Origin of the sequence: Salmonella sp. SAL04162 (genome assembly GCF_046551535.1) — a bacterium.
GTDB classification, from domain to species: Bacteria; Pseudomonadota; Gammaproteobacteria; order Enterobacterales; family Enterobacteriaceae; genus Salmonella; species Salmonella enterica.
In genome coordinates, this window is sequence record NZ_JBGDVX010000014.1 from 119799 (window position 1) to 144323 (window position 24525).

28 protein-coding genes and 2 pseudogenes are annotated in these 24525 nt (G+C 52.2%); 24 read left to right on the forward strand and 6 right to left on the reverse strand.

Annotated elements, in window-relative coordinates; translation table 11 throughout:
• Nucleotides 1-54 precede the first annotated feature (54 nt).
• On the forward strand, nucleotides 55-1296 hold the full coding sequence (locus tag ACLJRH_RS22325) for a vWA domain-containing protein (protein WP_001053340.1): 1242 nt from the start codon (nucleotides 55-57) through the stop codon (nucleotides 1294-1296).
• Nucleotides 1297-1386: 90 nt separating this feature from the next.
• Nucleotides 1387-1842 carry a hypothetical protein gene (locus ACLJRH_RS22330; protein WP_000374058.1) on the forward strand — a complete coding sequence of 152 codons (456 nt, stop codon included), beginning with the start codon at nucleotides 1387-1389 and terminating at the stop codon, nucleotides 1840-1842.
• A gap of 240 nt (nucleotides 1843-2082) precedes the next feature.
• Here ACLJRH_RS22330 and ACLJRH_RS22335 read toward each other — a convergent pair whose 3' ends face one another.
• Both ACLJRH_RS22335 and ACLJRH_RS22340 read right to left on the reverse strand, forming a co-directional pair.
• A complete protein-coding gene (locus ACLJRH_RS22335) occupies nucleotides 2083-2274 on the reverse strand; it encodes a hypothetical protein (RefSeq protein WP_000398479.1) in 192 nt (63 codons plus the stop codon).
• Between the two features lie 91 nt (nucleotides 2275-2365).
• A complete protein-coding gene (locus ACLJRH_RS22340; RefSeq protein ID WP_001151572.1) occupies nucleotides 2366-2707 on the reverse strand; it encodes a hypothetical protein in 342 nt (113 codons plus the stop codon).
• A 625-nt stretch (nucleotides 2708-3332) separates the two neighbouring features.
• Here ACLJRH_RS22340 and ACLJRH_RS22345 point away from each other — a divergent pair.
• A pseudogene (locus ACLJRH_RS22345) lies at nucleotides 3333-3552 on the forward strand (type I restriction-modification system subunit M N-terminal domain-containing protein); the annotation flags it as partial.
• 140 nt (nucleotides 3553-3692) lie between these two features.
• The gene (locus ACLJRH_RS22350; RefSeq protein WP_000880375.1) at nucleotides 3693-3947 is read left to right on the forward strand and encodes a hypothetical protein; all 255 of its coding nucleotides are present in this window, start codon (nucleotides 3693-3695) and stop codon (nucleotides 3945-3947) included.
• Nucleotides 3948-3949: 2 nt separating this feature from the next.
• On the opposite strand, the gene ACLJRH_RS22355 is transcribed toward ACLJRH_RS22350, so the two are convergent.
• Both ACLJRH_RS22355 and ACLJRH_RS22360 read right to left on the reverse strand, forming a co-directional pair.
• Complete coding sequence (locus ACLJRH_RS22355) at nucleotides 3950-5989, reverse strand: ATP-dependent helicase (protein ID WP_000166877.1); 2040 nt, start codon at nucleotides 5987-5989, stop codon at nucleotides 3950-3952.
• Nucleotides 5986-6972, reverse strand: coding sequence for a hypothetical protein (locus tag ACLJRH_RS22360; RefSeq protein ID WP_000211823.1), 987 nt, complete (start codon nucleotides 6970-6972; stop codon nucleotides 5986-5988). Before ACLJRH_RS22360 ends, ACLJRH_RS22355 begins: the two co-directional genes overlap by 4 nt.
• A gap of 920 nt (nucleotides 6973-7892) precedes the next feature.
• On the opposite strand from ACLJRH_RS22360, the gene ACLJRH_RS22365 reads away from it, so the two are divergent.
• From ACLJRH_RS22365 to ACLJRH_RS22420, 12 genes are all read left to right on the forward strand, one after another.
• Nucleotides 7893-8285, forward strand: coding sequence for a hypothetical protein (locus tag ACLJRH_RS22365; RefSeq protein WP_000341066.1), 393 nt, complete (start codon nucleotides 7893-7895; stop codon nucleotides 8283-8285).
• 658 nt (nucleotides 8286-8943) lie between these two features.
• Nucleotides 8944-9600 (forward strand): trypsin-like serine protease, encoded by a 657-nt coding sequence (locus ACLJRH_RS22370; protein ID WP_000462754.1) that lies wholly within the window; start codon nucleotides 8944-8946, stop codon nucleotides 9598-9600.
• 202 nt (nucleotides 9601-9802) lie between these two features.
• Nucleotides 9803-10300 (forward strand): membrane protein, encoded by a 498-nt coding sequence (locus ACLJRH_RS22375; protein ID WP_000340139.1) that lies wholly within the window; start codon nucleotides 9803-9805, stop codon nucleotides 10298-10300.
• A 4-nt stretch (nucleotides 10301-10304) separates the two neighbouring features.
• A complete protein-coding gene (locus ACLJRH_RS22380) occupies nucleotides 10305-11693 on the forward strand; it encodes a hypothetical protein (RefSeq protein WP_000083579.1) in 1389 nt (462 codons plus the stop codon).
• Between the two features lie 400 nt (nucleotides 11694-12093).
• A complete protein-coding gene (locus ACLJRH_RS22385; protein WP_012477377.1) occupies nucleotides 12094-12387 on the forward strand; it encodes a helix-turn-helix transcriptional regulator in 294 nt (97 codons plus the stop codon).
• Between the two features lie 4 nt (nucleotides 12388-12391).
• Nucleotides 12392-13717 carry a type II toxin-antitoxin system HipA family toxin gene (locus ACLJRH_RS22390; RefSeq protein ID WP_000088044.1) on the forward strand — a complete coding sequence of 442 codons (1326 nt, stop codon included), beginning with the start codon at nucleotides 12392-12394 and terminating at the stop codon, nucleotides 13715-13717.
• Nucleotides 13718-13777: 60 nt separating this feature from the next.
• Nucleotides 13778-13984 (forward strand): hypothetical protein, encoded by a 207-nt coding sequence (locus tag ACLJRH_RS22395; protein WP_000134171.1) that lies wholly within the window; start codon nucleotides 13778-13780, stop codon nucleotides 13982-13984.
• A 100-nt stretch (nucleotides 13985-14084) separates the two neighbouring features.
• Nucleotides 14085-14495: a hypothetical protein gene (locus ACLJRH_RS22400; RefSeq protein WP_000985909.1), complete on the forward strand. Its 411-nt coding sequence runs from the start codon at nucleotides 14085-14087 to the stop codon at nucleotides 14493-14495.
• A 12-nt stretch (nucleotides 14496-14507) separates the two neighbouring features.
• Nucleotides 14508-15323 carry an HNH endonuclease signature motif containing protein gene (locus ACLJRH_RS22405; RefSeq protein ID WP_001641519.1) on the forward strand — a complete coding sequence of 272 codons (816 nt, stop codon included), beginning with the start codon at nucleotides 14508-14510 and terminating at the stop codon, nucleotides 15321-15323.
• A gap of 252 nt (nucleotides 15324-15575) precedes the next feature.
• Nucleotides 15576-16001 (forward strand): hypothetical protein, encoded by a 426-nt coding sequence (locus ACLJRH_RS22410; RefSeq protein WP_000278471.1) that lies wholly within the window; start codon nucleotides 15576-15578, stop codon nucleotides 15999-16001.
• Nucleotides 16002-16549: 548 nt separating this feature from the next.
• Complete coding sequence (locus ACLJRH_RS22415) at nucleotides 16550-16858, forward strand: hypothetical protein (RefSeq protein ID WP_001224686.1); 309 nt, start codon at nucleotides 16550-16552, stop codon at nucleotides 16856-16858.
• A 15-nt stretch (nucleotides 16859-16873) separates the two neighbouring features.
• Nucleotides 16874-17191, forward strand: coding sequence for a hypothetical protein (locus ACLJRH_RS22420; protein WP_012477379.1), 318 nt, complete (start codon nucleotides 16874-16876; stop codon nucleotides 17189-17191).
• A gap of 181 nt (nucleotides 17192-17372) precedes the next feature.
• On the opposite strand, the gene ACLJRH_RS22425 is transcribed toward ACLJRH_RS22420, so the two are convergent.
• Nucleotides 17373-18377, reverse strand: coding sequence for an IS110-like element IS4321 family transposase (locus tag ACLJRH_RS22425; RefSeq protein WP_000427620.1), 1005 nt, complete (start codon nucleotides 18375-18377; stop codon nucleotides 17373-17375).
• A gap of 78 nt (nucleotides 18378-18455) precedes the next feature.
• Nucleotides 18456-18890: an Hg(II)-responsive transcriptional regulator gene (gene merR, locus ACLJRH_RS22430; protein WP_000429836.1), complete on the reverse strand. Its 435-nt coding sequence runs from the start codon at nucleotides 18888-18890 to the stop codon at nucleotides 18456-18458.
• Between the two features lie 71 nt (nucleotides 18891-18961).
• Here merR and ACLJRH_RS22435 point away from each other — a divergent pair, with 71 nt between their 5' ends.
• From ACLJRH_RS22435 to ACLJRH_RS22470, 8 genes and pseudogenes are all read left to right on the forward strand, one after another.
• A complete protein-coding gene (locus ACLJRH_RS22435; protein WP_001294663.1) occupies nucleotides 18962-19312 on the forward strand; it encodes a mercuric transport protein MerT in 351 nt (116 codons plus the stop codon).
• A 13-nt stretch (nucleotides 19313-19325) separates the two neighbouring features.
• Nucleotides 19326-19601: a mercury resistance system periplasmic binding protein MerP gene (merP, locus tag ACLJRH_RS22440; protein WP_000732292.1), complete on the forward strand. Its 276-nt coding sequence runs from the start codon at nucleotides 19326-19328 to the stop codon at nucleotides 19599-19601.
• Between the two features lie 35 nt (nucleotides 19602-19636).
• Nucleotides 19637-20059 carry an organomercurial transporter MerC gene (gene merC, locus ACLJRH_RS22445; RefSeq protein WP_001340589.1) on the forward strand — a complete coding sequence of 141 codons (423 nt, stop codon included), beginning with the start codon at nucleotides 19637-19639 and terminating at the stop codon, nucleotides 20057-20059.
• A gap of 51 nt (nucleotides 20060-20110) precedes the next feature.
• Nucleotides 20111-21805 carry a mercury(II) reductase gene (gene merA, locus ACLJRH_RS22450; RefSeq protein ID WP_000105636.1) on the forward strand — a complete coding sequence of 565 codons (1695 nt, stop codon included), beginning with the start codon at nucleotides 20111-20113 and terminating at the stop codon, nucleotides 21803-21805.
• Between the two features lie 17 nt (nucleotides 21806-21822).
• A complete protein-coding gene (gene merD / locus ACLJRH_RS22455) occupies nucleotides 21823-22185 on the forward strand; it encodes a mercury resistance co-regulator MerD (protein ID WP_001277456.1) in 363 nt (120 codons plus the stop codon).
• A complete protein-coding gene (gene merE / locus ACLJRH_RS22460; RefSeq protein WP_000993386.1) occupies nucleotides 22182-22418 on the forward strand; it encodes a broad-spectrum mercury transporter MerE in 237 nt (78 codons plus the stop codon). The genes merD and merE overlap by 4 nt, the downstream gene beginning before the upstream one ends.
• A 35-nt stretch (nucleotides 22419-22453) precedes the next feature.
• Entirely contained in the window at nucleotides 22454-23122 is a 669-nt protein-coding gene (locus ACLJRH_RS22465) for an EAL domain-containing protein (protein WP_001300294.1), read from the forward strand.
• Nucleotides 23123-23196: 74 nt separating this feature from the next.
• A pseudogene (locus ACLJRH_RS22470) lies at nucleotides 23197-24447 on the forward strand (transposase); the annotation flags it as partial.
• Nucleotides 24448-24525 lie beyond the last annotated feature (78 nt).

Genomic DNA, 24525 nt, shown 5'->3' on the forward strand with positions numbered 1-24525 from the left:
GGGAACCTATATAAACGCTGCGCTTTAAAATAATCAAAAATCAGGAGAGTTAATGTGAATCTACAATCCGGACAAAACATACCACTTCAGCAATCTGCGATCAGGCTGAATCTTCAGTACCCTACCAAATCCGGCTTTAAAGGCGAACCCGATACCTGCCTGTTCCTGCTTAATGCTCAGGGAAAGGTCAGCGGCGATTCTGACTTTATCTTTTACAATAATCTGTCTTCTCCTGAAGGGGCAGTAAAGCTCGTTACCGGTTCTCAGCAGTCCAGCATTGAGATAGCACTGGATCGTGTTCCTGCGAACATCAGTAAAATTGCAATCACAGTTGTCATTGATGGTGAAGATACCATCAGTGGGCTCAGTTCGTTGAGCATGCAGGCTCAAGGAATCGCTGAGTTCCAGGCTGAGACTCAGGGCCGCAGTGAGAAAGCAATTATCCTGGGTGAAGTATATCGGCACAATGGCGCCTGGAAGCTTCGTGCGCTCGGGCAGGGTTTCAACGGTGGTCTTGAGCCTCTGGCCATTAGCTATGGCGTTGATGTCGCACAGCCAGCTCCGCAGCCAGCAAAGCCTGCTCGTATCAGTCTGGAAAAGAAACTGGAAACCAGATCTCCGCGCCTTGTAAGCCTCGCTAAAAAAGCCTCGGTCAGTCTTACTAAAAATAAACTGGACACCCTTGAGGCAGCGGTTGCATTTGTACTTGACGCATCCGGCTCAATGAGTGGCCAGTTCAGTAAGGGTAACGTTCAGTCTGTGCTGGACCGCATCGCCGTTCTTGCCGCCCAGTTCGACGACGACGGTGAAATGGATGTCTGGGGATTTGGAGAGAAGCATAAGAAGTATCCAAACGTCACACTGGACAACCTGGACACATATATTCAGTCCATTCGCGGGGCTGGAAAGCGTTCAGCCTGGGAGAACCTGCCGGGCCTCGGAGGGACAAACAACGAGCCTCCTGTGATGGAAGAAATAGTCGACTACTTTAAGGACTCGAAAATCCCGGTGTATGTTGTATTTATTACCGATGGCGGGATCAGCAAGACCCGGGCGATTAAAGATGCAATCCGGCGTTCTGCCAACTACCCCATCTTCTGGAAGTTTGTCGGCCTGGGTGGTTCAAGCTACGGTATCCTCAAAAATCTGGATGACTTTACTGACCGCCGGGTTGATAACACCCACTTCTTTGCCATGGATGATTTCGGTTCGATTAGCGATGAAAAGTTATATGATAATCTACTGGAAGAATTCAGACCGTGGATCGATGAAACAAAAAGGTTAGGCATCCTTTAATACGCACAGTTTGAGCTTGGTTGAATGAGCTCTACAGCAGCTTAATACTGTAGAGCCTTTGTTCATTGGAAATCGTACAGGGAGGCGCATATGGACCGCATCAAGTACCTGAAATGGATAGCTGAAGAATCACCAAGTACGGCTCAGCAGCTGGTGGCCTGGTTAAACAGAGCAAGGCACTATACGCCCGACATGAAAGAGCATCAGGCAGGTGTACAGATTCAAGAAAAGGGGATTGTTGTAGGGCTTAGACAAAGTACTAATCGTTATCATGGAGATTGTCTGACCATACATGTGGTACGGCTTCCGGAAGAAATACAAAACAAGGGATGGTTTAAGTCTTTTCTGAAGCTTTGCTGTGAATCGAATCCCTGGTGCGATGTTGTAATAGAAGACGTGAAAAACCCATATTTATTAAGCTTTTGTAAGAAACTAAACTTTACTGTATTAGATGAATTTTACCCGAATACTTACATAGTAAACACAGATGCCATTATGAGTTTACCTATCCCACCCTTAGGGAGATACGAAACCTATCTTTATTAAACCTGCGAACCTTTACCGGTTGCGTGGGGAGCGGATGGACTTCGGCTAAAGAAAAATCACATCGTCTATTTTGACCAGAAAAAGCTAATCTGCTTGATGTAATGCAGAAACGCATTACATTAATATCTTCTCCCAACAATCACCTGAACAATTCCCTGATTGCTTTTCACCTCATACCAGTGCTGGCTCATAGTTAGTCCTTAAGCAAATTTGTTATCGGAATAAAGAACGAAGCCAGCCTCATCGAGGCGCATAACCTTCTTCCCTTAACGCCTGTTGTAATTTTTCAATTGCGCTTTTCATTACCCAGGCTTCTTCGTCACTCACAGCACAGCCACGAAGATCGCTCCAGCTCAGACGTTTAACTAATTGAGCAAGGGCCATAGTTTCATTCTCATCAAGCTGCAAACTCAGTGTCTCAATACCTTCCACTATCTAACCTCCCTTATACTGAAAAATGGCGCTTTATTTCTGACCAGATGCCGAAGCCTTGAATGCGGCCGGAACTGCCGTTGTTTCTACTTTACAGAAATGGAATTAAAAAGTGGTGGTGCTGGGCACGTTTCTTTTCCAGTCGGGGTTTAAGCCAGAGCCGAAACTCATTCAACTTCTCAGCAGCCAAAACCGCTTCAACGGGGAAAACTTTATATTTACCCTGCTGCTGAGGTTCACCCAACCATCGCCTGATGGCTCCGTCAGTCCATAAACGAGTCTCTTTGAGCCTGGTTACAGTGACCCATTTCCTGGACCATTCATCAAATTGTCGCTGGCGATCCCGATAACGTTGTTCTTCCTGCTGACGAAGCCAGTCGCGATCAACAGCGAATTTTCGGTATCCAACAAAGAGCCCTTGTACTTTGGCCATGACAACATTCCGGTTTGCTTAGAACTGTTCAGACAGACATGTCAGGGATAAAGCTGAAGAAAAAGGTACAACGAAGAATAACCAAGACATAGGCCTGCCGGGTAAGTGGTGCGGTGCACAGGACTGTCGGAAAGTACGCTCAGAGAGGGTCGTTTAAGCATGATGCACCACCGCCAGCCAGCCTTAATAATGGTAATGTACCACTGGGTTACCAGACAGACCAGTAACGCATCAAACATAAAACTGTTTTTTAAAAAACGTCAGGAACGTAGCCTGACCTTTTAACCAGTGGTGTAAAAAACATACAGATTGCTCTGAGGTATGAGGTTCAGCAACTAGCCTTGTCGACGCAGAAACATTAAGTAATCAATAGCAGCTATCGCAAACAATGGTGAAAACCACCACGTGCTTTTCAACAAGCCAAGCGGCAGAAAGAGTACAGTTGCCATCGAATAAACAAAAACACGAACCATACCATCTGTAATAAACATAGGCTATTTGCAATCTGAGGTTGGATTGTAGATTTTAGTTAGAAATGGATCAAAGTCCGTTTTGTGCAAAACTTGGTTGACAACCCTCTTTTGGAAGATGTGCCGTTTCGTGCAAAAGTTGGTTGGAGGCCAAGATGGCAGAGTTCGTAGGTTCGGCTGCTTCGCAAGCTGATTTCATTTGGAAGAACGCGGAAGACCTGTGGGGGGGATTTCAAGCATACCGACTTCGGCAAGATCATTTTGCCGTTTACTCTGCTGCGTCGATTGGAGTGCGCACTGGAGTCTACACGGGAAGCATCGCTCGATAGCCAACCAGCCACGATTGAGTTCTTAGAAGCAGAGTTCAGTGTTGATTTCGATGCGCTGCTATCTTGACCGCCAATCAGACCCGCATGGTTCAGGTTTGTGTATGAGAGTCCCCAAATGGCTGTAGTTCTAACCAAAGCCTTGATTGAAGCCGGCCGCGCCGGAAATAGTGGGTACAGAAAAGGCAGTTGCTTGCGCTGGGCGTAAGTTACCCGCCGAAAAGCGGCTGGATCGAACGACTGATCGGCACTGAGGTATCTGACGAGCAGTACGAACGCTTTCTGGGGCACAGCACGAGCAAGCAGGCTGAACAGATCCTACGCGGAGAGCAGCCAGCCAAGGGGCTTCAGTATGCAAAGCGAGCGAAGAAGCTCGCTTCTGAAAGAAAAGCCACAATTGATCTGGATAACGAGCACCTGTCTGAAATCGAAAAGTATCGGTAGCCCTAGACTTTTAGCCGCTGAAGATCTCTTAGATACCATTGGTGAAACTTGCTGAAGTCAGCCTTCTGTTTCTCTACCGTGCTGTTATAGATCGCATCACTGGTAACCGCACAAGCAGTCCAGCCAGCCTCATAGACGAAGCGAGTAGCTATCGGTGACTTCTTCGGGGTGCTATCCCAGCGGTTTTTGAGCCACCGCGCAAGCCCTTCATCAAGAGGGACCACCAGATTTAGCTGCTGTTTTGTGCGAGTGATACCGACATAAAACAGCCGACGTTCCTCCTCGATTTCCTCTTCGGCCGGAGGGGTGTTCATCGATGTGCGAACGCTGTAAACATCATCGGGTTTGCCGCCAGGAAATTCCTGCTCATTCAGCCCGATCAGTATTACGTTATCCCACTCCAGCCCCTTGGAACCATGCAGTGTGGAAAGGATGAAGGGATCGCAGTCAGTAGCAGCCTCGCCTGGATTCAAGATAAGGTTTAAAAACGTGCGGGAATCGATCTTACTGGAGTCAAGTAGCTCCCCGATCCTCACGACCCCTCGTTGCTGGTCGTTCGATCCAGTGCGAGTTACACCCTCAGAGCCAACACTATCAATGAAACCCTCCATACTCAGGCGTCGTAACACATCGATAGCAGGCGTTTCCTCTCCGTCTTTCTGGCAGATAGTGGCGAGCCTGCCCAGCCGATCTTTTTGGTATTGTGCGCCCTCGAATAACTGACCTAGAGCAGACCATAGGTCGGCGTGCGGAGCCATCAATCCACTGAGCGCCGCTTTGAATTGCCCTTTCTGCCATCTAAAACCAGCCTCCTTCAGAAAGCCGTAAACAATCGCTTGTTTGTTGGGATGGTTTTCCAGTAGCCGCAGATCGCCGTACACAGACAGCAAGACGCCAACTACCAGTATCCCGATTTCGGTGCGGGTGTGTAATGCGCTTGAACCATTGAGGTAGCGATAAGGTAGCCCACACAGGCGTAAAGCAATTTCCGCCTCAGCAAGGTTCGCCTTAGTGCGGGACAATATGGCTTGTGTTCCACTGCTCACCGAGAGGTTTGATAGCACCTTGGATAGGCAGTTATCAAAGTGCAATCTGACCTCTGTTTTGGGGGTGCTAGGATGACTGACACAAAGCTTGGTCAGCTTTGTAGAGTTGCGCCGAATTACCGAGTTAGCCATCAAGGAAAGCTCATGGCCAAATCTGAACGTGCATGACAGTTGAAACACCTTCGTATTCGGGTAGTGCCTTTCAAACAGTCCGCCGATAAAGTCTGGTCGAGCACCACGCCACTCATAAATACACTGGTTAACATCACCAACAGCCATAACCGACGTATCCGACTTAGATAGCAAGCGGGTCATGTCATGCTGTATCAGGTTAACGTCCTGATATTCATCAACAATGATGTGCTTGAAGTGGGCACCAAGGCTGCTGTCATTACGCAACAGTGCGACAGCCTCAATCAAACAGTCATCAAAGGTTCGCAGACTGTTTTCCTCCAGCAGCTCACAATAGCGGCCATAGGCGTGAATAAACTCCCGTTTGATGTTGCTGAACGTTGGATCATTGGCAGCATCAACAGGAGTTACGGCCGCCGCCCGGCAGCGAGCAATAAACAGCTCGAAGTTTTCAATTTCATTGGGGTCAATATAATTCGCCTCATGGTCAAAGCCATAGCGGTAGGCTTGCTTTACCAGTTGCTCATAGCGGTAGTCGCTTGGAGTAATGAGGTCTTTCTTCTTGATTATCTGTTGGCGTTCTCCGTAACCAACAATCTTTAAGGCCAAGCTGTGGAACGTGCGGATTTCTGGAATCACGCTCGACATCAGTGCCGTCTTCAAGTTCTCCGTGAAGCTCACCTGCGCCGACTTGTTGTACATCAGGATCAGAATGGAGCGAGGATCAGTTCCCGTCTTGACCAGCCGCTCAACGCGCTTTACAAGTGTGGTTGTTTTCCCGCTACCAGGTACGGCTTTTACCAACGCATGTCCGGTGTCATGGCTGACAATACTTTTCTGCTCCCAAGTCAGTCTTTTGGTCATGCCTTAACCTTGTAATTGGCGCACTGACGGGCCTCGGTGTAGGGAACGATCTTTGCCTTACTGTGACATTGCAGATAGCCATCCTCCCATCGGCCTGCTTGCTCGCACATAATGCAGTTGGGAAATAGTGAATGAGGATCGGCGTGACGGATAAAAGCTCGTAAGTTATCAGCCAGCTCAGCGGCCCCTAACGATCTAGGCCATGTGTTCACGTCAGAATTGATTGTTAAATCCACTTCAGCGAGCGGCATCGTTTGTTCGTTGAGTCGGCCGGAACCACTTAAACTCCAGACAGACATATCCACGTTACCTACTGAGCAGACGCCGCTACAGGTGTCCACAGATTGAAACGGGGGAAGCCAGTTGAATACTCTCAGGATCTTCTCCTTGATCGAGTAGGCCCCGGTAAGCAACATCTGAATATCAGAGGCAGATTGGACCTTAAACTCAAGAATCGGGATACCGGCTTCGATCTTGTCTTGAGAGCAGGGGTGTGTGACACAAATCTCTACGTAGCAACGCCTTTCGCCAGTCGTATCATACAACATCACGTCTGGTCGCAGCCCTGTGACCTTATCGTGTTTTTCCAGCTCTGCCTGATCGAAAAATTGAGTCAAGTTGTAGCGTGCAGGCACGGATTTTACGCACTGACGTGCTTCGTCTCTAACCAAGGCTAAACGAGAACCATTACAGGCAACCCGGCGCTCCAGCTCAAGGCTAATAGGCATTTCACGGCTGAGAGCTTGTTGGTAGCGATAGAAGAATGCTTCTTTGCCGCACTTGTGAAGATAGGTTTCAAGGGCACAGCATTCTTCCGAATGGCGAAAGTGCTTAGCGTTGAACTCGCCCATTACCGGGGTCAGGGGGCTCTTACAACCTGGGCAGGTGTAAGTATGTGAGCGCAGGGCAGCGCCAATGTGCGTGAGGGTGCCCTCGCCGTCTAGCGCGTAAGCGTATTGTATTGAGCTGGATTGAGTTGTCATGACTGCGTATCCTCCCAAAAAAATCCAGCTAAGAACAGACCTTACGGCAGGCAAATGGTAAGTAGTGCTTCTTGAAGCAGTCGAGTGTACAGCGGCTCAGTGAAAAAGCTAATCGCCCGCTCAACAACCTAGTGATACTGGTGCAGATTCGACAATGAGTTAATGCCCGGAGAGCATCTGCAAGACTTCTAGCTGGAAGGCATTCCAACCAGCCCTCGCTTCTGAAAAGCCGTCAGGAAACGGTAAAATCCAACCAAGTGAGCAACTTCACTTGATCAAAGATCTAAGGCTAGAATGATGGAATTCCAACCTTAGTTTGCAAATAGCCTAAACATATAACTTCCTCTGAGGATTTAAAAGAATTCTCAGATGTCTTGAAAGCTACTTTTTAAACTTTCTCATTCTGAGAAGCATATTTAATTTTGCTGCGTCTGCTCGTGCTGCTGCTACAGAAAGGGCTTTATGCAGTGAAACTACCACGACAAACAAACAGAACATCGACCAGAATCCATCCATTTCGTTTACCTAATCGTTGAGGTTTTTATTCGGGATATCTGGCTAAATAGGACTACACAGATACCCAGTTAAACCCCCCGCTTACATAACACTCCGGTTCCTCACCAGACGTTTTATTCTATCGCGGTCTGTGGTTATCAGAAGCTGCATAAACCGGTTATTTAGTCCGTTACGCGAAAATTATTGAGGATCCGGGCTGTTAAACTGTTCTTCCTCTTTCGCTTCCGGAGAAAAGGGGAGGTGTCACCCTGCGGCCGGGTAGTGAAAGGGATTTGACGTAATTCAGGCGAAGGGCGAACAAGACCGCAAAGGACGCCCGGGCGACCGGATACCTGCCGGGTTGTGCGAAGTAAAAACCGGAAGCAGTGATAACACAAACAGGCCCCTACAGCGTAAGGATTGTGATGGACGATAAAGAGCAATTTACGAATCTTGTGGCAAAGCATGCCTCCGGACTCACCGAAGAGCAGCTGGCCGGTTACGATGCCTGTTCCCTGGATGGTGAATGCGTCACGCCTTCATACGAGGTTTTCCGGGGGTATCGTACCCGCCATACCCTGGATGAATTTCTGGAGATGGCCATATCGCTGAATGCCATCCACCCGGATGAATATTTAACGGATATGCTGCTTAAGCCTCATGAGGTGATCGGCGCTCTGGCCGATGAAGGCGACCAGCTGAACAACGCCACCCCGGTTTATTTCTTCCCGGATACCGGCGTCTATGCAGCGGCCGTCAGTGAAACCCGGGTGCTCGATGCCTGGCTTTGCTGGCCATGCTACCCGGCGAACTGGTAACGCGGCCGTTGGAATTGCACCGGCAGGATACGAATTTAACCGACCCCGTGGCGGGAAGGTTATCACAATTGCATGTCCTCATCCCTCAAGCCCCCTGCCAGGCCCTAACGTGCTGTCAGGCTTCGCCTGATTCCCGATCTGCGCCGGTACTTCAGCCGATAACTTTTTGTTTTCTTTTTATTTTCTCCCCATTTCCTCAAAGTTCGCGGGCGGCGTGGACAGGGCACCATTGCCGCATGTGGGGTCTTAATAAGGGCAGGGTGGTCAGGTTTGCTCGATGCCGGGGGTAGGCCCTACCCTTTATGGGATGAGGACATGCAATTCACTAAATTAATCGACAGCACCGGTGGTGACTTATCTGTAACGGGTCAGTTTTGATACGGGGAATGTTTCAGGGTTAAGATCTGGAATCATAAAAATATACGCTCCCGTTCAGGACATACGACTTGAAATGGATAATGCCATTAAAGGAATTCCAGCCTTTCGTCGATAACAGTTTCTGACCATCGCCATAACCATGTCATGGAGGAGACTAACCGTGTTTCAGAGGTGAGCTGGTGCCTGGCAAAACATACAAACTCAAATATCAGGAAGCGAGTTTAGTTGTTTATAACATGCAGCCGTGTAACTGATTAGGTACCGGCAAAAGGAGGAAATAATGTTTGAAAACTACGTTTGTAAAATCTATGTAAGCAATGATCCTCATTTTAGTAGCCATCTCGAAGCAACTGCGTTTGGTTTCGATAATGGTCAGCAGCAAAAGATTCTCACCGCAGCCCATGTTGTTACCAATGCTCTTGGAAAAATTTATCCCGTCAGCAATACACTTAAACTTTACGTCAAATTTCTTAACCATCAAGGACTGGTGAACGAAGAGCCTGTTCTAGTCGATTTCATTCTCAATGAGGCTAATGACAGGGCAGACTTTAAAGACGGCATTCCGTTTGTTGACAGTGCAGAAATCGTATTACCAGCTGGAATACAACAGCCTGTAAGTAGTTACTTTAAGGTCCTGGCTCCCGCAGCTGGCATGGGTACATTGGGTGTCGGATATCCAATGAATGAGACAACAATTTCGACATTCCCTGGTGAAGTTTCAGGCATTTGGCCTTTAAATTGCTCAAATCATTCTCCCCAACATCTCACAACTCGCTTTGTAATAGCACATTTCAACACCGATGGTTGCTCTGGTGGACCCTATGTCGTCTCCGAGAATGACGAGCATTTTGTCATTGGAAGTCTGGTTGGAATAATGTCTGGAACCTGCCCAGATTCAAATCCACACATGTCTGTTCAGTCCGCTACTGATTTTTAGCAAAGTCAGTTCCAAAATGACGCTGGCACGATAGTTATTTTGGGTCTGCCCGATATGGCGTCTGCCCTTACTAACAGCAACAGCATTGAAACTGACAAACATGAACTCGAAAGTGCCACAATAGTAAGTCATGATTTCTTCATCACTTTTATGGTGCTCTTTTTCACCTATCACACAGCAAGTTATGAATACGAGGCCTGTAATGGACGCTACCGAAACTGAAGAGCTCGAAAAAATTCGCAAGAAGGCAATGGATGAAGTTACAAGTGCTCTTCAGGCGCTTGAAAATAAGTTCCCGGGTATTACTGAGGGCGCAGCAGCTTTGGCGGGGTCAGGCGTAGGCGCAGCGGCTTCCTTCGGTGCTCTCTATACGCTTGGTACAACGGGAGTGTCAGCAGCAGGCATAACCTCCGGGCTCGCTACAGCAGGGTCTATCGTCGGTGGCGGTATGGTTGCAGGCATTGCGGTATTGGCCGCACCTGTAGCTGTGTTAGGGATTGGCGGGTACGCGATAGTGAAACACAAAAAAAATGCGAAACTGACAGCCGCCCTTAGTCAGGCCATCCAAAAGCTCTACGAAGTTCAGGAAAGGTTGATGTCGAATGCGGAATATTTTAAGGCAGAAATTGCTGGCATCAAGGCAACAATCGACATGCTTACTAAGAAAGCTCCAAAAGGTAGCCTGGTCGCGGTGAGGTAAACACATGAGTCAGTCTCCTTATGATGATGAGTTCAGGGCCATCCGTTATATTCAGCTCCGTGGTCAGGATATCGCGAACGCTCACGAGACAATTAACAGTGATATAGAGAGCCTTAAGGCACAGTTGACCGGGCTAATCAGCGGCACTGAACTTGATGAAGCGGAGCATCTGGCGCTTAAAGAACATCATCTGCGAGAAATGACCCCTTCAGATACTGCCATGCATTCTACTGGTCTCAAGACTATATATAGCGAGGCTAACCAGCGTGTATGCGGTGATATTGGACTGGCCACAATACTCTCCACGGATGACTTGGCTGTTGTAGATGCCCGGATCCAGAATCATATTAAAGAATTTAATGATCGCTACGCACTCGACGCCTGGGATTATGCTATTGCCTGCGGATGCGGGCTCATAGCATCCATGCTGGATTTACTTTGCGTCAGAGCCCCGCCAAAACCTACGGTGAGCTTTACGGCAGAAGTGGATGGTATTTTCAATAAACAGGTGCAGAAAGCCTTCAATGCCATTTTGCCGGAGGACCTGAGTACAAAACTCTCAGATTTGTTCCCTATAGGGGCACCAGACAGTTCGATCAGCAGCGATTTAGTGGGTGCGGCCGGTGGCGTTTTGTCTCCCACAAATCACCGCTTAAGAGCTTTGTCACACGATCCCGTACTGGGCATTATTTTCGGTATAAAGGATATGCTGAACGGGACCTGTACGGTGGTTCAGAATGGACAGATCGTGGTTTATCCTTCCAGTAAAGGCGTTACAGACGAAACCAATATTTTCAGGCTCATCGCCAGAATGTTTGGACACCTGGCATCGGATGTTAATGCCCCCTCAGCAAAAGGAAACCGTGGCATGGGGTTACCGGCTCCTTTTATGGGGCTACTTCGTATGCTTGAGGGGATCCCTGTGGGGAGTTCTAACTTCGGCAAACAAATAGAGTACATGTATGTCAACGGGTATGACTTTCGTCAGTTTATCGTGACAAGTATTCCGATGAGCATAATGGAAGTTTTGATGCGGGTTTTCTATGTGGCGAAACAGGTATCGCTGGGAAAAGGAGCTTTTGGGGAGACCTTACTGGATACCATGCCGTTGCGGCTAAATCCACGCTTCCGGATGATGCTTGCCCTGGGTTATGGAACTTCCAGTGCTGTTAACGCAGGTAAAATGTATATCACCGGCAATATTCTCAATGCGAATTACGCCTCCTGGATGGGGTTGGCCTGGAATGGTTTTCACTCACTCAAGTGGTCCCTTTATCAGCGACACTTAAAGCTTTGGGCCGGTATTGAAAAGGCAGAACTGGAACGGCTTCAGAACAATATAGACAGCATCGAGGCATTGACCATCAGAGCAGGAAACTTGCCAGTCAAGTAACATTCACCGGAGCACCTCCGGAACCCCATAGCCCACCAGCTGCTAAAAATGTCTGCCTTTGCTTTTAATACTCTCTCTGCCTCCTCCCCGAGGCAGAGAGTAGCTCGTAGTTATTTATACAGCTCACAACAGGGCCATAAGATACTCCGCTTCTCGTTTACCGATGATCCTGATCTGTCAGCTCTCTTACCGGATGCTGTACGAGCGTAACGGCTTATTATTGATAGTTCTCTCATATCAAACCTCATAAAGATTTATGCTGCCACTTAGTAACAGCCTAAAGGTTGTACTCTCTATTTAACAGCTTTTAGGCTGTTAATTTGATATTACAGCTTTTAGGGTGTATGTTTAGAAAACAGCGTACAAGGTGTATCAGAGGAACTACTGAGGCCAGCTTATGATCAATAATGATTACCCGTTAAACACGCTCAACCAGTTGCGTCCCTTGCTCATTGGTTTTCGCAAGGCGAATGGCCTGACGCAAAAAGACCTGTCCGAAAGGTTAGGGGTCACTCAACAGACATACTCACGTCTGGAAGCCAACCCTGCCAGTGCGAGCATTGAACGGCTATTCAAGGTGTTTTCTATCCTGGGCGTAAAAATCAGCTTCTCCTCGACAACCGCCTCTTCAGAGGGGAAGCAGACGGAAGAAATGCTTAAATCAAACTCACCTGCACGACAGGAGAAATGGTAACGATATGAGCCGGAAACAGCAGCGTCTGGCAATCTGGATGAACGGAATCAAAGTCGGATACTGGGAAAAAAGTAAAGGGGTAGACAGCTTACAATACCTTCCTGACTGGAGTGCAGACGAACAGGGAAGGCCGCTGTCATTGTCCCTTCCTTTTACTCCCGGGAACCAGGTCTGGCGTGGAAATGTGGTACGTGACTATTTTGATAATTTACTCCCGGACAGCGAAGGCATACGCAGACGTCTGGCAATGCGTTACAAGGCCGATAGCCTGGAGCCTTTTGATCTTCTGACGGAGCTGGGAAAAGACTGCGTGGGCGCGATACAGCTGCTTCATGACGGAGATGAACCCACAGATTTATATTCCGTGAAGTATCACCCGCTTACTGAATCAGAAATTGCGGCAACTTTGCGTAATACCACGGAGACATTGCTACCGGGCAGGCCAGAAGATAACGACGACTTACGTTTATCTATTGCCGGTGCTCAGGAGAAAACAGCCCTACTGTGGCATGAAGATCGGTGGTGTATGCCGGAGGGTAATACACCAACGACGCATATATTCAAGCTACCGCTCGGACTTGTGGGGAACATGAAAGCCGACATGCGCTCGTCGGTTGAAAATGAATGGCTCTGCTCGGTACTTCTCGAACAGTACGGGCTCCCCGTGGCAAGAACGCAGATTGCTCACTTTGAAGATCAGAAAGCGCTGGTGGTAGAACGTTTTGACCGAAAATGGTCAGGAAACGGACAATGGATCATTCGTTTACCCCAGGAGGATATGTGTCAGGCCCTGGGCATTTCGCCATTACGAAAATATCAGGCGGACGGCGGGCCAGGTATATCGGAAATTATGGAAGTTCTGAGTAATTCAGACCGTGCTGAGCGTGACAAAGCGCAGTTTTTTATGACGCAGATAGTTTTCTGGATGATGGCCGCAACAGATGGCCACGCTAAAAATTTCAGTATTTCTATTGGGCCACAGGGACGTTATCACCTTACACCACTCTATGATGTGTTGTCGGCATGGCCGGTGATCGGTCATGGGAACAATCAGATATCCTGGCAGAAGTGCAAACTGGCGATGGCCGTACGTGGCAGTAGCAACTATTACCAGATATATCGAATACAACGACGCCACTGGATCAGGCATGGTGAGATAACCGGCCTGAGTAAACAGCAGACAGAGGCGATGATAGAGGAAATCATCGCCAGAACCCCGGGTGTCATTGAACGTGTTAGCGGGCTTCTTCCGGACCAGTTCCCCCAGCAGCTTGCGGAAAGTATTTTTGATGGAATGAGGCAGCAATGCAGGCGCCTGGCTGAGAAATGACAGCCGCAATTTATAGTGTGCATGTTTTCAGAATAGCTGATGTAAGCGTGAGGATTCAGTATGACTGAAGAACAAAAAAGAATAGAGCGGGCTATTGAGTTGGCTTGTCGTTACGGCGGAACCGATGAAATGCATCATCTGCAATGGGTCGTGGATCAGATGGTAAGAGAACTTGCTGGAGAACGTTATGCACAGATTGTAGCAGATGCCACCAGCGGAGAAGATGGGCCTGATACTTACAAATGGAGTGTTGGGATCGCGCCTTAGCATCTGTCAGTCTGGGGATGAAAACGTACTTAACATCCAGCGAATTCCCAGACTTCACATTAAGACTAGAGTAACGGCCGCAATCACGTGAGAGAAAAAAATGGCAATTTTAGCAATCATTGCAGTTATCGCCCTGGGTGGGTACGCCTGCGGGTTTATTAAAGCCCGTGAGCTGAGCGCTTTGCGTAAAGAAATGAAACTATACGTGGATCGCATGGAAGCGGCGGAGCTGGACTTACACGCAATCAGAAGTGTAGCGGAGCACCGGTTGCACGGTGCAGGTAAACAGTTTGCCGACCTTTACAGCCGTATCGACGGTGCAACTGTGACGCTGACACCCGAAGATCAGCTGTTACTGGCAACGATGCCATTTAATATTCAGGATGTAGAAGACATCGTAAACGAGCGCGGTCCAAAGACAATTAGCGGCCGTCCATTCTGGGAAGTTGAGCCAGGCCCGCATGACTATGAATATGGCCCGCAATATCCGTATTTCCCAGACCAGCGCTAGGAAGAGATCAAGATGAGAGAGCCAAGACCCCGCCATACCTTGCAGGTCATTCGAGTGCCTTCTCTGGAGGTTCAGGATCTGGGGCTGACCAGCTTTGATAGCTGGCTTGACGAGAACGGTTATGACAAAACGAATGCCAGAAATAACCGTACCATCTGGGCGAGAGAAGGCGGATGGCATCTGAAACGTTGCAGAAATCTGGAAACTGGCACGGACGATTTCTGGTTTATCGCTTTCGATGGTAAAGGCGGAAAGATATACCCGCTGAAAACCCAAAGAGACTACCGGGCTGCATATCGTAAGCTGGAAGCAGAAGGTTATGCACCTGCGGTCATCGAGCAAATGACCACAGGCGCAGCATATAACCTGGCCTATCCACGTTCCACCCTAAAACAAGCTGAGACGGCCACCAGCGAACCAAAGCGGAAACCTGACGTAGATATCCAGGGTGAGCACTGCGAGCGCGTAGTGACGCAACGTAGTGGCGTGGCACAGGGTAAATTTAAAGCTCTGCTCATCGAGAATTTCGCGGGCCGTTGTGCGGTAACCGGTTGGGTTAATGGCGGTGTCCTGGATGCGGCACACATTGAACATGGAACCCGGTACAATCCGTCTAATGGCATCCTGATGACTCCAACAATGCATGCTCTGTTTGATGCCGATCTTATGGGCATAGATCCGGCCACCCTGACCGTTCATTTTAAGCCAGGCATTGAGCTGGGCGAGCTGTTTGAAGGCCGTAAAATCACACCGCTGGTGTACGATCTGGACTTAGAGCGGCTGGCCGTACGCTGGGCAGGATACCAGGGCCTGGCTCATGAACAATGATGGGTTACAGCCGGGATGTGTGAAAACCCGTCAGTGAAACCTGCATGCGCCATACCTTTAAATTTAAACTCAAGAGCCAGGCTCAAGATAAAACCGAAATGAAAAGGTAAAATCCGGTGCACCAGATCTCTTAGGTTTAATACCTGAGCCGGTATACTGGCAGGCGCAGGCATGTGGGTATTATCCAGTCCATACATCTCCACACAGTGTTAACCGCAACATTTAAAGTTCAATAAGGACGGTTTCAATTTTATGTATAAAACAGCATTAGTGATGATTATCGGGATCCTCGGATGCAGTAAAGCATTTGCAGCCACTGAATTACAGCTCCAGCAAAAACGCGTTATGCAGTTCTGTGCCAACGCCAGTCTTCCATTGTTAGTTGCGGGTACAACGTACGCGAATACGTCTGACAACGGGCGACCAGAAAAAGAAAGATTGGCAATCCTGAAAAATTCAGTTGCAAGCTCGACAGCTTATAAAATGGCATCTCCCGGAGTTCAGATTGCCATGATGAGCGTGGTGGAAGATATTGCCGATCCGAAAGAATTAGCTCTACATCAAAAAGAAGTTAGACGTCTTGGGGCTAGTTATCTTTCCGACAGCGGTGTTTCATGGGCTTCAAAAACTGTTTCACCATTTACAGCCTGGTGTAACTTTAACCGTTTAGAAAGTTAAGGCTGGCAAGGCGGTTCCTGTTCAGGAAAGTTACTTTCCGTGCGGGGACCGTAAGATACAGATAAAGCTTAAGGCCTTTGAATTTCTGGAAAGCATTTGAAAATTTCATTGCGCTTGTCTGATATGAAACAGCCCCTGCATTTCTGCAAAGGCTGAAAGAGTGTGTACGGACTTTGGAAGGAGTGATGATATACGCCTGAGCCATCCCATCACCGCAGACAGGGTAATTAACCCTGACTAAAGCTTTCACCTATTCCGTCGCTCGCAAGCGGCTTTCGCACACTAACGAAGGTATGGCCTTTCGTCGGTGTTAAATTTTTCAAACTTTGCTTACTTTGTCAAGGAAGGTGACCGCAGTAGTAGGCACAACTACTTTAATCTGTATGAATAATAAGGTAGAACCGGCCAGTGAATGAATGCTTTCCCTGAAATCAGGCGGACAACCTTCAGGAATATTGATAGCAAGACTGAATCTCTCGCTGCGGCGATAAACATTTCGCCATAACCCTGAACGAGAGTGGTTCATCCATCATATACAGGAGCGTTACATGCGCAAATTTAAGTACATAATCTGTCACCAGTGCGAAGGCCACGGGACCATGGAAAACCCGGCCTTTGAAAATGGATTCACCCAATCAGAAATGGCTGAGTGGGAGCCAGAAATGCGTGAAAAGTATTTTGCCGGAGCATTTGATGTTCGCTGTGACGTTTGTGCCGGTGACGGTAAGCTCAGCGTACCAAACGTAGCGGCTATGTCTTTTTCAGAACGACGGGTTCTGGCAGCACGGCGGCGTGATGAGCGTCTTCAGGCTGCTGATGAACGGCTGTCCCGCCAGGAACGAGCAATGGGGTACTGAGGTGTTACAGCAAAGATGAAAATGACGAAGCCAAAACCGGTAAGCCGGATGAAAAGACCGTTTATTAGTGAGCTTGCAGAGCTGGGTTTATCGGGTGAAATTCTTTCAATTCGAACTGACGGCATGCAGGGGACGCTCATACCCGATCTTACCGCAGGGGTGAGTGAAGCAGGCCGTGTGAAAACCGGCAACTGGGTAATCTCTGACAAGAGAACCTTCGACCATGTCGTTCTGTGTGGGGTCGTCTCAGAAAACGGAATCTATGGTCACTCCCGTTTTTGCAACACCGATTTTGACGATAAATTGGCTTGCTTGAATCTATCCGGCGTCTGAATGGGATTTTATTCCCGCGCCTCGATGAGTTCCGCGCCTGATGAACCTCCAGAAAATATACGGCTTCAATGAGCCTTTCCGTTTTACAGGTTCCTCAACAGGCCGGTGGGCCGTTAGTATCATCAATATCAGTATTCGCAAAACCAGATCAGTGATTCTTTAAACCGGTGTATTTCTGCCGTTATGCTACATAAGTTTGCTGTCGTGCCGTTAGGGCCCAGGCTATTCTGGCCAGCTTGTTTGCCAGAGCACAAGTGACGACAAAGTTGCTTTTCCTACACAGTAGATCCCTGACCCAATCGGCCAATTTGCCAGACTGGTGTTCCAGTTTTTGTATGAATACCCTGGCACATTGAACCAACAAAGTTCGGATCTTTTTGTTACCTCGCTTACTAATTCCCAGCAATGTCGTCCGACCTCCCGTGCTGTACTGTCGAGGCACTAGCCCTGTTGCCGCCGCAAAGTCACGACTGCTGGCGTACTGCTTCCCGTCGCCAATCTCAGTTGAAATAGTACTCGCTGTCAGTGTTCCGACGCAGGGAATGCTCAGCAAGCGCTGTCCAATCTCATCTTCGTCCAACTTTCGTTTCAACTGGGATTCCAAATCTTTAATCTGCTCAACAAGATAGTGATAATGCTGTTGTAATTTCAGCAATAACTGGCTGAGGTATAGAGGCAAACTATTGTCCTCAAGAAGGGTACTCAGTCGGCTAATAACGGCAGCTCCTCGTGGAACGCTGATGCCAAATTCCAGCAGAAAAGCATGCATCTGATTGGTTGTTTTTACCTTATCCTGAACCAGGGATTCACGGACACGATGCAGCGCACGCATTGCCTGCTGAGATTCAGTTCTGGGCTGTACAAAACGCATAGACGGACGCGATGCAGCTTCACAAATAGCTTCGGCGTCGACAAAGTCGTTTTTGTTACTTTTAACGAATGGACGGACAAATTGTGGTGATATCAGCTTAGGAAAATGCCCCAACTCTTCCAACTTGCGTGCCATAAAGTGAGAGCCACCACAGGCTTCCATTGCGATGGTTGTAGCGGGGCATGTCGCCAAAAATTCGATTAACTTTGGCCGTGTAAATTTTTTACGGTAAACAGCCTTGCCGCGACGATCCTGGCAATGAATATGGAAAGAGTTTTTACCCAGATCGATACCAATGAGCGCAATGTTTTCCATGATAGTTCTCCGAATGAAAGCCTGTCCTCAGCATAGTACCGGGAAGGAGGGAGTGACCATCTCATTAAATAAAGCACGCTAAGGCATAGCTGACCTTGCCAGGCCTGCTTCGCCCTGTAGTGACGCGATCAACGGGCAGGAAACATTCCCCTTTCGTGCATGGCAGGCGCACACGAGTTCAGACAGCACGGTTTCCATGCGCGCCAAGTCGGCCATCTTCTCGCGCACGTCCTTGAGCTTGTGTTCGGCCAGGCTGCTGGCCTCCTCGCAGTGGGTGCCATCGTCGAGCCGCAACAGCTCGGCAATCTCGTCCAGACTGAACCCCAGCCGCTGTGCCGATTTCACGAATTTCACCCGAACCACGTCCGCCTCCCCATAGCGGCGGATGCTGCCGTAAGGCTTGTCCGGTTCCCGCAACAGGCCCTTGCGCTGATAGAAGCGGATTGTCTCCACGTTGACCCCGGCCGCCTTGGCAAAAACGCCAATGGTCAGGTTTTCCAAATTATTTTCCATATCGCTTGACTCCGTACATGAGTACGGAAGTAAGGTTACGCTATCCAATCCAAATTCAAAAGGGCCAACGTATGTCTGAACCACAAAACGGGCGCGGTGCGCTCTTCGCCGGCGGGCTGGCCGCCATTCTTGCATCGACCTGCTGCCTGGGGCCGCTAGTACTGGTCGCCCTGGGCTTCTCCGGTGCTTGGATCGGCAACCTGACGGTGCTGGAACCCTATCGACCGTTGTTCATCGGCGCGGCGCTAGTGGCGCTGTTCTTCGCCTGGAAGCGGATTTACCGGCCCGTGCAGGCATGCAAGCCAGGTGAGGTCTGCGCGATTCCGCAGGTGCGCGCCACCTACAAGCTGATTTTCTGGATCGTGGCCGTGCTGGTCCTGGTCGCGCTTGGATTTCCCTATGTCGTTCCATTTTTCTATTAACCAGGAGTTCATCATGAAGAAACTGTTTGCCTCCCTTGCCCTCGCCGCCGCTGTTGCCCCGGTGTGGGCCGCTACCCAGACCGTCACGCTAGCGGTTCCCGGCATGACTTGCGCCGCCTGCCCGATCACAGTCAAGAAAGCGCTCTCCAAGGTCGAAGGCGTGAGCAAGGTCGATGTGGGCTTCGAGAAGCGCGAGGCCGTCGTCACTTTTGACGACACCAAGGCCAGCGTACAGAAGCTGACCAAGGCCACCGCAGACGCCGGCTATCCGTCCAGCGTCAAGCAGTGAGCCAGCAAGCCAACGACAACAGCGAGAGCCGCTTCATGGGACTGATGACACGCATTGCCGATAAAACCGGCGCGCTCGGCAGCGTCGTTTCCGCGATGGGCTGCGCCGCCTGCTTTCCAGCCCTCGCCAGCTTCGGCGCGGCCATCGGGCTGGGCTTCTTGAGCCAGTACGAGGGACTGTTCATCAGCCGCCTGCTGCCGCTGTTTGCCGCGCTGGCCTTCCTGGCGAACGCGCTGGGTTGGTTCAGTCATCGGCAATGGCTGCGCAGTCTGCTCGGCATGATCGGCCCGGCCATCGTGTTTGCGGCCACGGTCTGGCTGCTCGGCAACTGGTGGACGGCGAACCTGATGTACGTCGGCCTGGCCTTGATGATTGGGGTGTCGATCTGGGACTTCGTGTCGCCGGCGCATCGCCGTTGCGGACCGGACGGCTGCGAACTCCCCGCCAAGCGCTTGTGAAAGACGGCTGACCGTGCGACACGGCGGCCCACACGAATAAGGAACGATGGTATGAGCACTCTCAAAATCACCGGCATGACTTGCGACTCGTGCGCAGTGCATGTCAAGGACGCCCTGGAGAAAGTGCCCGGCGTGCAATCAGCGGATGTCTCCTACGCCAAGGGCAGCGCCAAGCTCGCCATTGAGGTCGGCACGTCACCCGACGCGCTGACGGCCGCTGTAGCTGGACTCGGTTATCGGGCCACGCTGGCCGATGCCCCCTCAGTTTCGACGCCGGGCGGATTGCTCGACAAGATGCGCGATCTGCTGGGCAGAAACGACAAGACGGGTAGCAGCGGCGCATTGCATATCGCCGTCATCGGCAGCGGCGGGGCCGCGATGGCAGCGGCGCTGAAGGCCGTCGAGCAAGGCGCACGTGTCACGCTGATCGAGCGCGGCACCATCGGCGGCACCTGCGTCAATGTCGGTTGTGTGCCGTCCAAGATCATGATCCGCGCCGCCCATATCGCCCATCTGCGCCGGGAAAGCCCGTTCGATGGCGGCATCGCCGCTACCACGCCGACCATCCAGCGCACGGCGCTGCTGGCCCAGCAGCAGGCCCGCGTCGATGAACTGCGCCACGCCAAGTACGAAGGCATCTTGGAGGGCAATCCGGCGATCACTGTGCTGCACGGCTCCGCCCGCTTTAAGGACAATCGCAACCTGATCGTGCAACTCAACGACGGCGGCGAGCGCGTGGTGGCATTCGACCGCTGCCTGATCGCCACCGGCGCGAGCCCGGCCGTGCCGCCGATTCCCGGCCTGAAAGACACTCCGTACTGGACTTCCACTGAAGCGCTGGTCAGCGAGACGATTCCTAAGCGCCTGGCCGTGATTGGCTCATCAGTGGTGGCGCTGGAGCTGGCGCAGGCGTTCGCCCGACTCGGAGCGAAGGTGACGATCCTGGCTCGCAGCACGCTGTTCTTCCGCGAAGACCCAGCTATAGGCGAAGCCGTCACGGCCGCATTCCGCATGGAGGGCATCGAGGTGAGGGAACACACCCAGGCCAGCCAGGTCGCGTATATCAATGGTGAAGGGGACGGCGAATTCGTGCTCACCACGGCGCACGGCGAACTGCGCGCCGACAAGCTGCTGGTCGCCACCGGCCGCGCGCCCAACACACGCAAGCTGGCACTGGATGCGACGGGCGTCACGCTCACCCCGCAAGGCGCTATCGTCATCGACCCCGGCATGCGTACAAGCGTGGAACACATCTACGCCGCAGGCGACTGCACCGACCAGCCGCAGTTCGTCTATGTGGCGGCAGCGGCCGGCACTCGCGCCGCGATCAACATGACCGGCGGTGACGCGGCCCTGAACCTGACCGCGATGCCGGCCGTGGTGTTCACCGACCCGCAAGTGGCGACCGTAGGCTACAGCGAGGCGGAAGCGCACCATGACGGCATCAAAACTGATAGTCGCACGCTAACGCTGGACAACGTGCCGCGCGCGCTCGCCAACTTCGACACGCGCGGCTTCATCAAACTGGTGGTTGAAGAAGGCAGCGGACGACTGATCGGCGTGCAGGCAGTGGCCCCGGAAGCGGGCGAACTGATCCAGACGGCCGCACTGGCGATTCGCAACCGGATGACGGTGCAGGAACTGGCCGACCAGTTGTTCCCCTACCTGACGATGGTCGAAGGGTTGAAGCTCGCGGCGCAGACCTTCAACAAGGATGTGAAGCAGCTTTCCTGCTGCGCCGGGTGAGGACAAGGAGGTGTGCGATGAGCGCCTACACGGTATCGCAACTGGCCCATAACGCTGGGGTGAGCGTACATATCGTGCGCGACTACCTGGTGCGCGGCTTGTTACGGCCGGTGGCCTGCACCACGGGCGGCTACGGCGTGTTCGACGATGCGGCCTTGCAACGGCTGTGCTTCGTGCGCGCGGCCTTCGAGGCGGGTATCGGCCTGGATGCCCTGGCGCGGCTGTGCCGTGCGCTCGACGCAGCGGACGGCGCACAAGCCGCAGCGCAGCTTGCCGTGCTGCGCCAGTTGGTCGAGCGGCGGCGCGCGGCGTTGGCCCATCTGGACGCGCAACTGGCCTCCATGCCAGCCGAGCGGGCGCACGAGGAGGCATTGCCGTGAACGCCCCTGACAAACTGCCGCCCGAGACGCGCCAACCCGTTTCCGGCTACCTGTGGGGTGCGCTGGCCGTGTTGACCTGCCCCTGCCATCTGCCGATTCTCGCCGCCGTGCTGGCCGGGACGACCGCCGGTGCCTTCCTTGGCGAGCATTGGGGTGTTGCCGCGCTCGCGCTGACCGGCTTGTTCGTTCTGGCCGTAACGCGGCTGCTGCGCGCCTTCCGGGGCGGATCATGACGAGTTCGCAGCCCGCCGGATGGACGGCGGCCGAGTTGGCGCAGGCGGCGGCGCGCGGACAGCTTGACCTGCATTACCAGCCGCTGGTCGATCTGCGCGATCACCGGATCGCTGGCGCGGAAGCGTTGATGCGCTGGCGGCATCCGAGGCTTGGCCTGTTGCCGCCCGGCCAGTTCCTGCCGCTGGCCGAGTCGTTCGGCCTGATGCCGGAAATAGGCGCGTGGGTGCTGGGCGAGGCCTGTCGCCAGATGCACAAGTGGCAAGGACCGGCATGGCAACCGTTCCGTCTTGCCATCAATGTGTCCGCCAGCCAGGTTGGGCCAACGTTCGACGACGAGGTAAAGCGGGTGCTGGCCGATATGGCCCTGCCCGCCGAGCTTCTGGAGATCGAACTGACCGAATCGGTCGCATTCGGCAATCCAGCCCTGTTCGCCAGTTTCGACGCCTTGCGCGCCATCGGCGTGCGCTTCGCCGCCGACGACTTCGGCACCGGCTATTCCTGCCTGCAACATCTGAAATGCTGCCCCATCACCACATTGAAAATCGACCAATCCTTTGTCGCCAGGCTCCCGGATGATGCCCGTGACCAAACTATCGTGCGGGCGGTGATCCAGCTCGCGCACGGGCTGGGCATGGATGTCATTTTCAGAAGACGACTGCACCAGTTGATTGGGCGTAATGGCTGTTGTGCAGCCAGCTCCTGACAGTTCAATATCAGAAGTGATCTGCACCAATCTCGACTATGCTCAATACTCGTGTGCACCAAAGCGAGGTGAGCATGGCGACGGACACCCCACGGATTCCAGAACAAGGCGTGGCCACTCTGCCTGATGAGGCTTGGGAGCGTGCGCGCCGTCGTGCGGAGATCATCAGTCCGTTGGCGCAGTCGGAGACGGTCGGGCACGAAGCGGCCGATATGGCGGCTCAGGCGCTGGGCTTGTCTCGGCGCCAGGTATACGTTCTGATCCGGCGTGCCCGGCAAGGCAGCGGCCTCGTGACGGATCTGGTGCCCGGCCAGTCCGGTGGAGGTAAAGGTAAGGGGCGCTTGCCGGAACCGGTCGAGCGCGTCATCCACGAGCTACTGCAAAAGCGGTTCCTGACCAAGCAGAAGCGCAGCCTAGCGGCCTTTCACCGCGAAGTCACTCAGGTGTGCAAGGCTCAAAAACTGCGAGTGCCGGCGCGCAATACCGTGGCCTTACGGATCGCTAGCCTTGACCCGCGCAAGGTCATCCGCCGGCGGGAAGGCCAGGATGCCGCTCGTGACCTACAAGGTGTGGGCGGCGAGCCTCCTGCCGTGACCGCGCCGCTGGAGCAGGTGCAGATAGACCATACGGTCATCGACCTGATCGTGGTCGATGACCGCGACCGGCAACCTATTGGCCGCCCGTACCTGACCCTCGCCATCGACGTGTTCACCCGCTGCGTGCTCGGCATGGTCGTCACGCTGGAAGCGCCGTCTGCCGTTTCGGTTGGCCTGTGCCTCGTGCATGTCGCCTGCGACAAGCGCCCTTGGCTGGAAGGACTGAACGTGGAAATGGATTGGCAGATGAGCGGCAAGCCCTTGCTGCTCTACCTAGACAACGCGGCCGAGTTCAAGAGCGAGGCCCTGCGCCGGGGTTGCGAGCAGCATGGCATCCGGCTGGACTATCGCCCGCTGGGACAGCCGCACTATGGCGGCATCGTGGAACGGATCATCGGCACGGCGATGCAGATGATTCACGACGAACTGCCGGGAACGACCTTCTCCAACCCTGACCAGCGCGGCGACTACGATTCCGAAAACAAGGCCGCCCTGACGCTGCGCGAGCTAGAGCGCTGGCTCACATTGGCGGTCGGCACCTACCACGGTTCGGTGCACAACGGCCTGCTCCAACCGCCGGCCGCGCGCTGGGCCGAGGCCGTGGCGCGTGTCGGCGTACCGGCCGTCGTCACACGCGCTACTTCGTTCCTGGTCGATTTTCTGCCGATCCTCCGGCGCACGCTGACCCGCACCGGCTTTGTCATCGACCACATCCACTACTACGCCGATGGGCACTGTTGCAAATAGTCGGTGGTGATAAACTTATCATCCCCTTTTGCTGATGGAGCTGCACATGAACCCATTCAA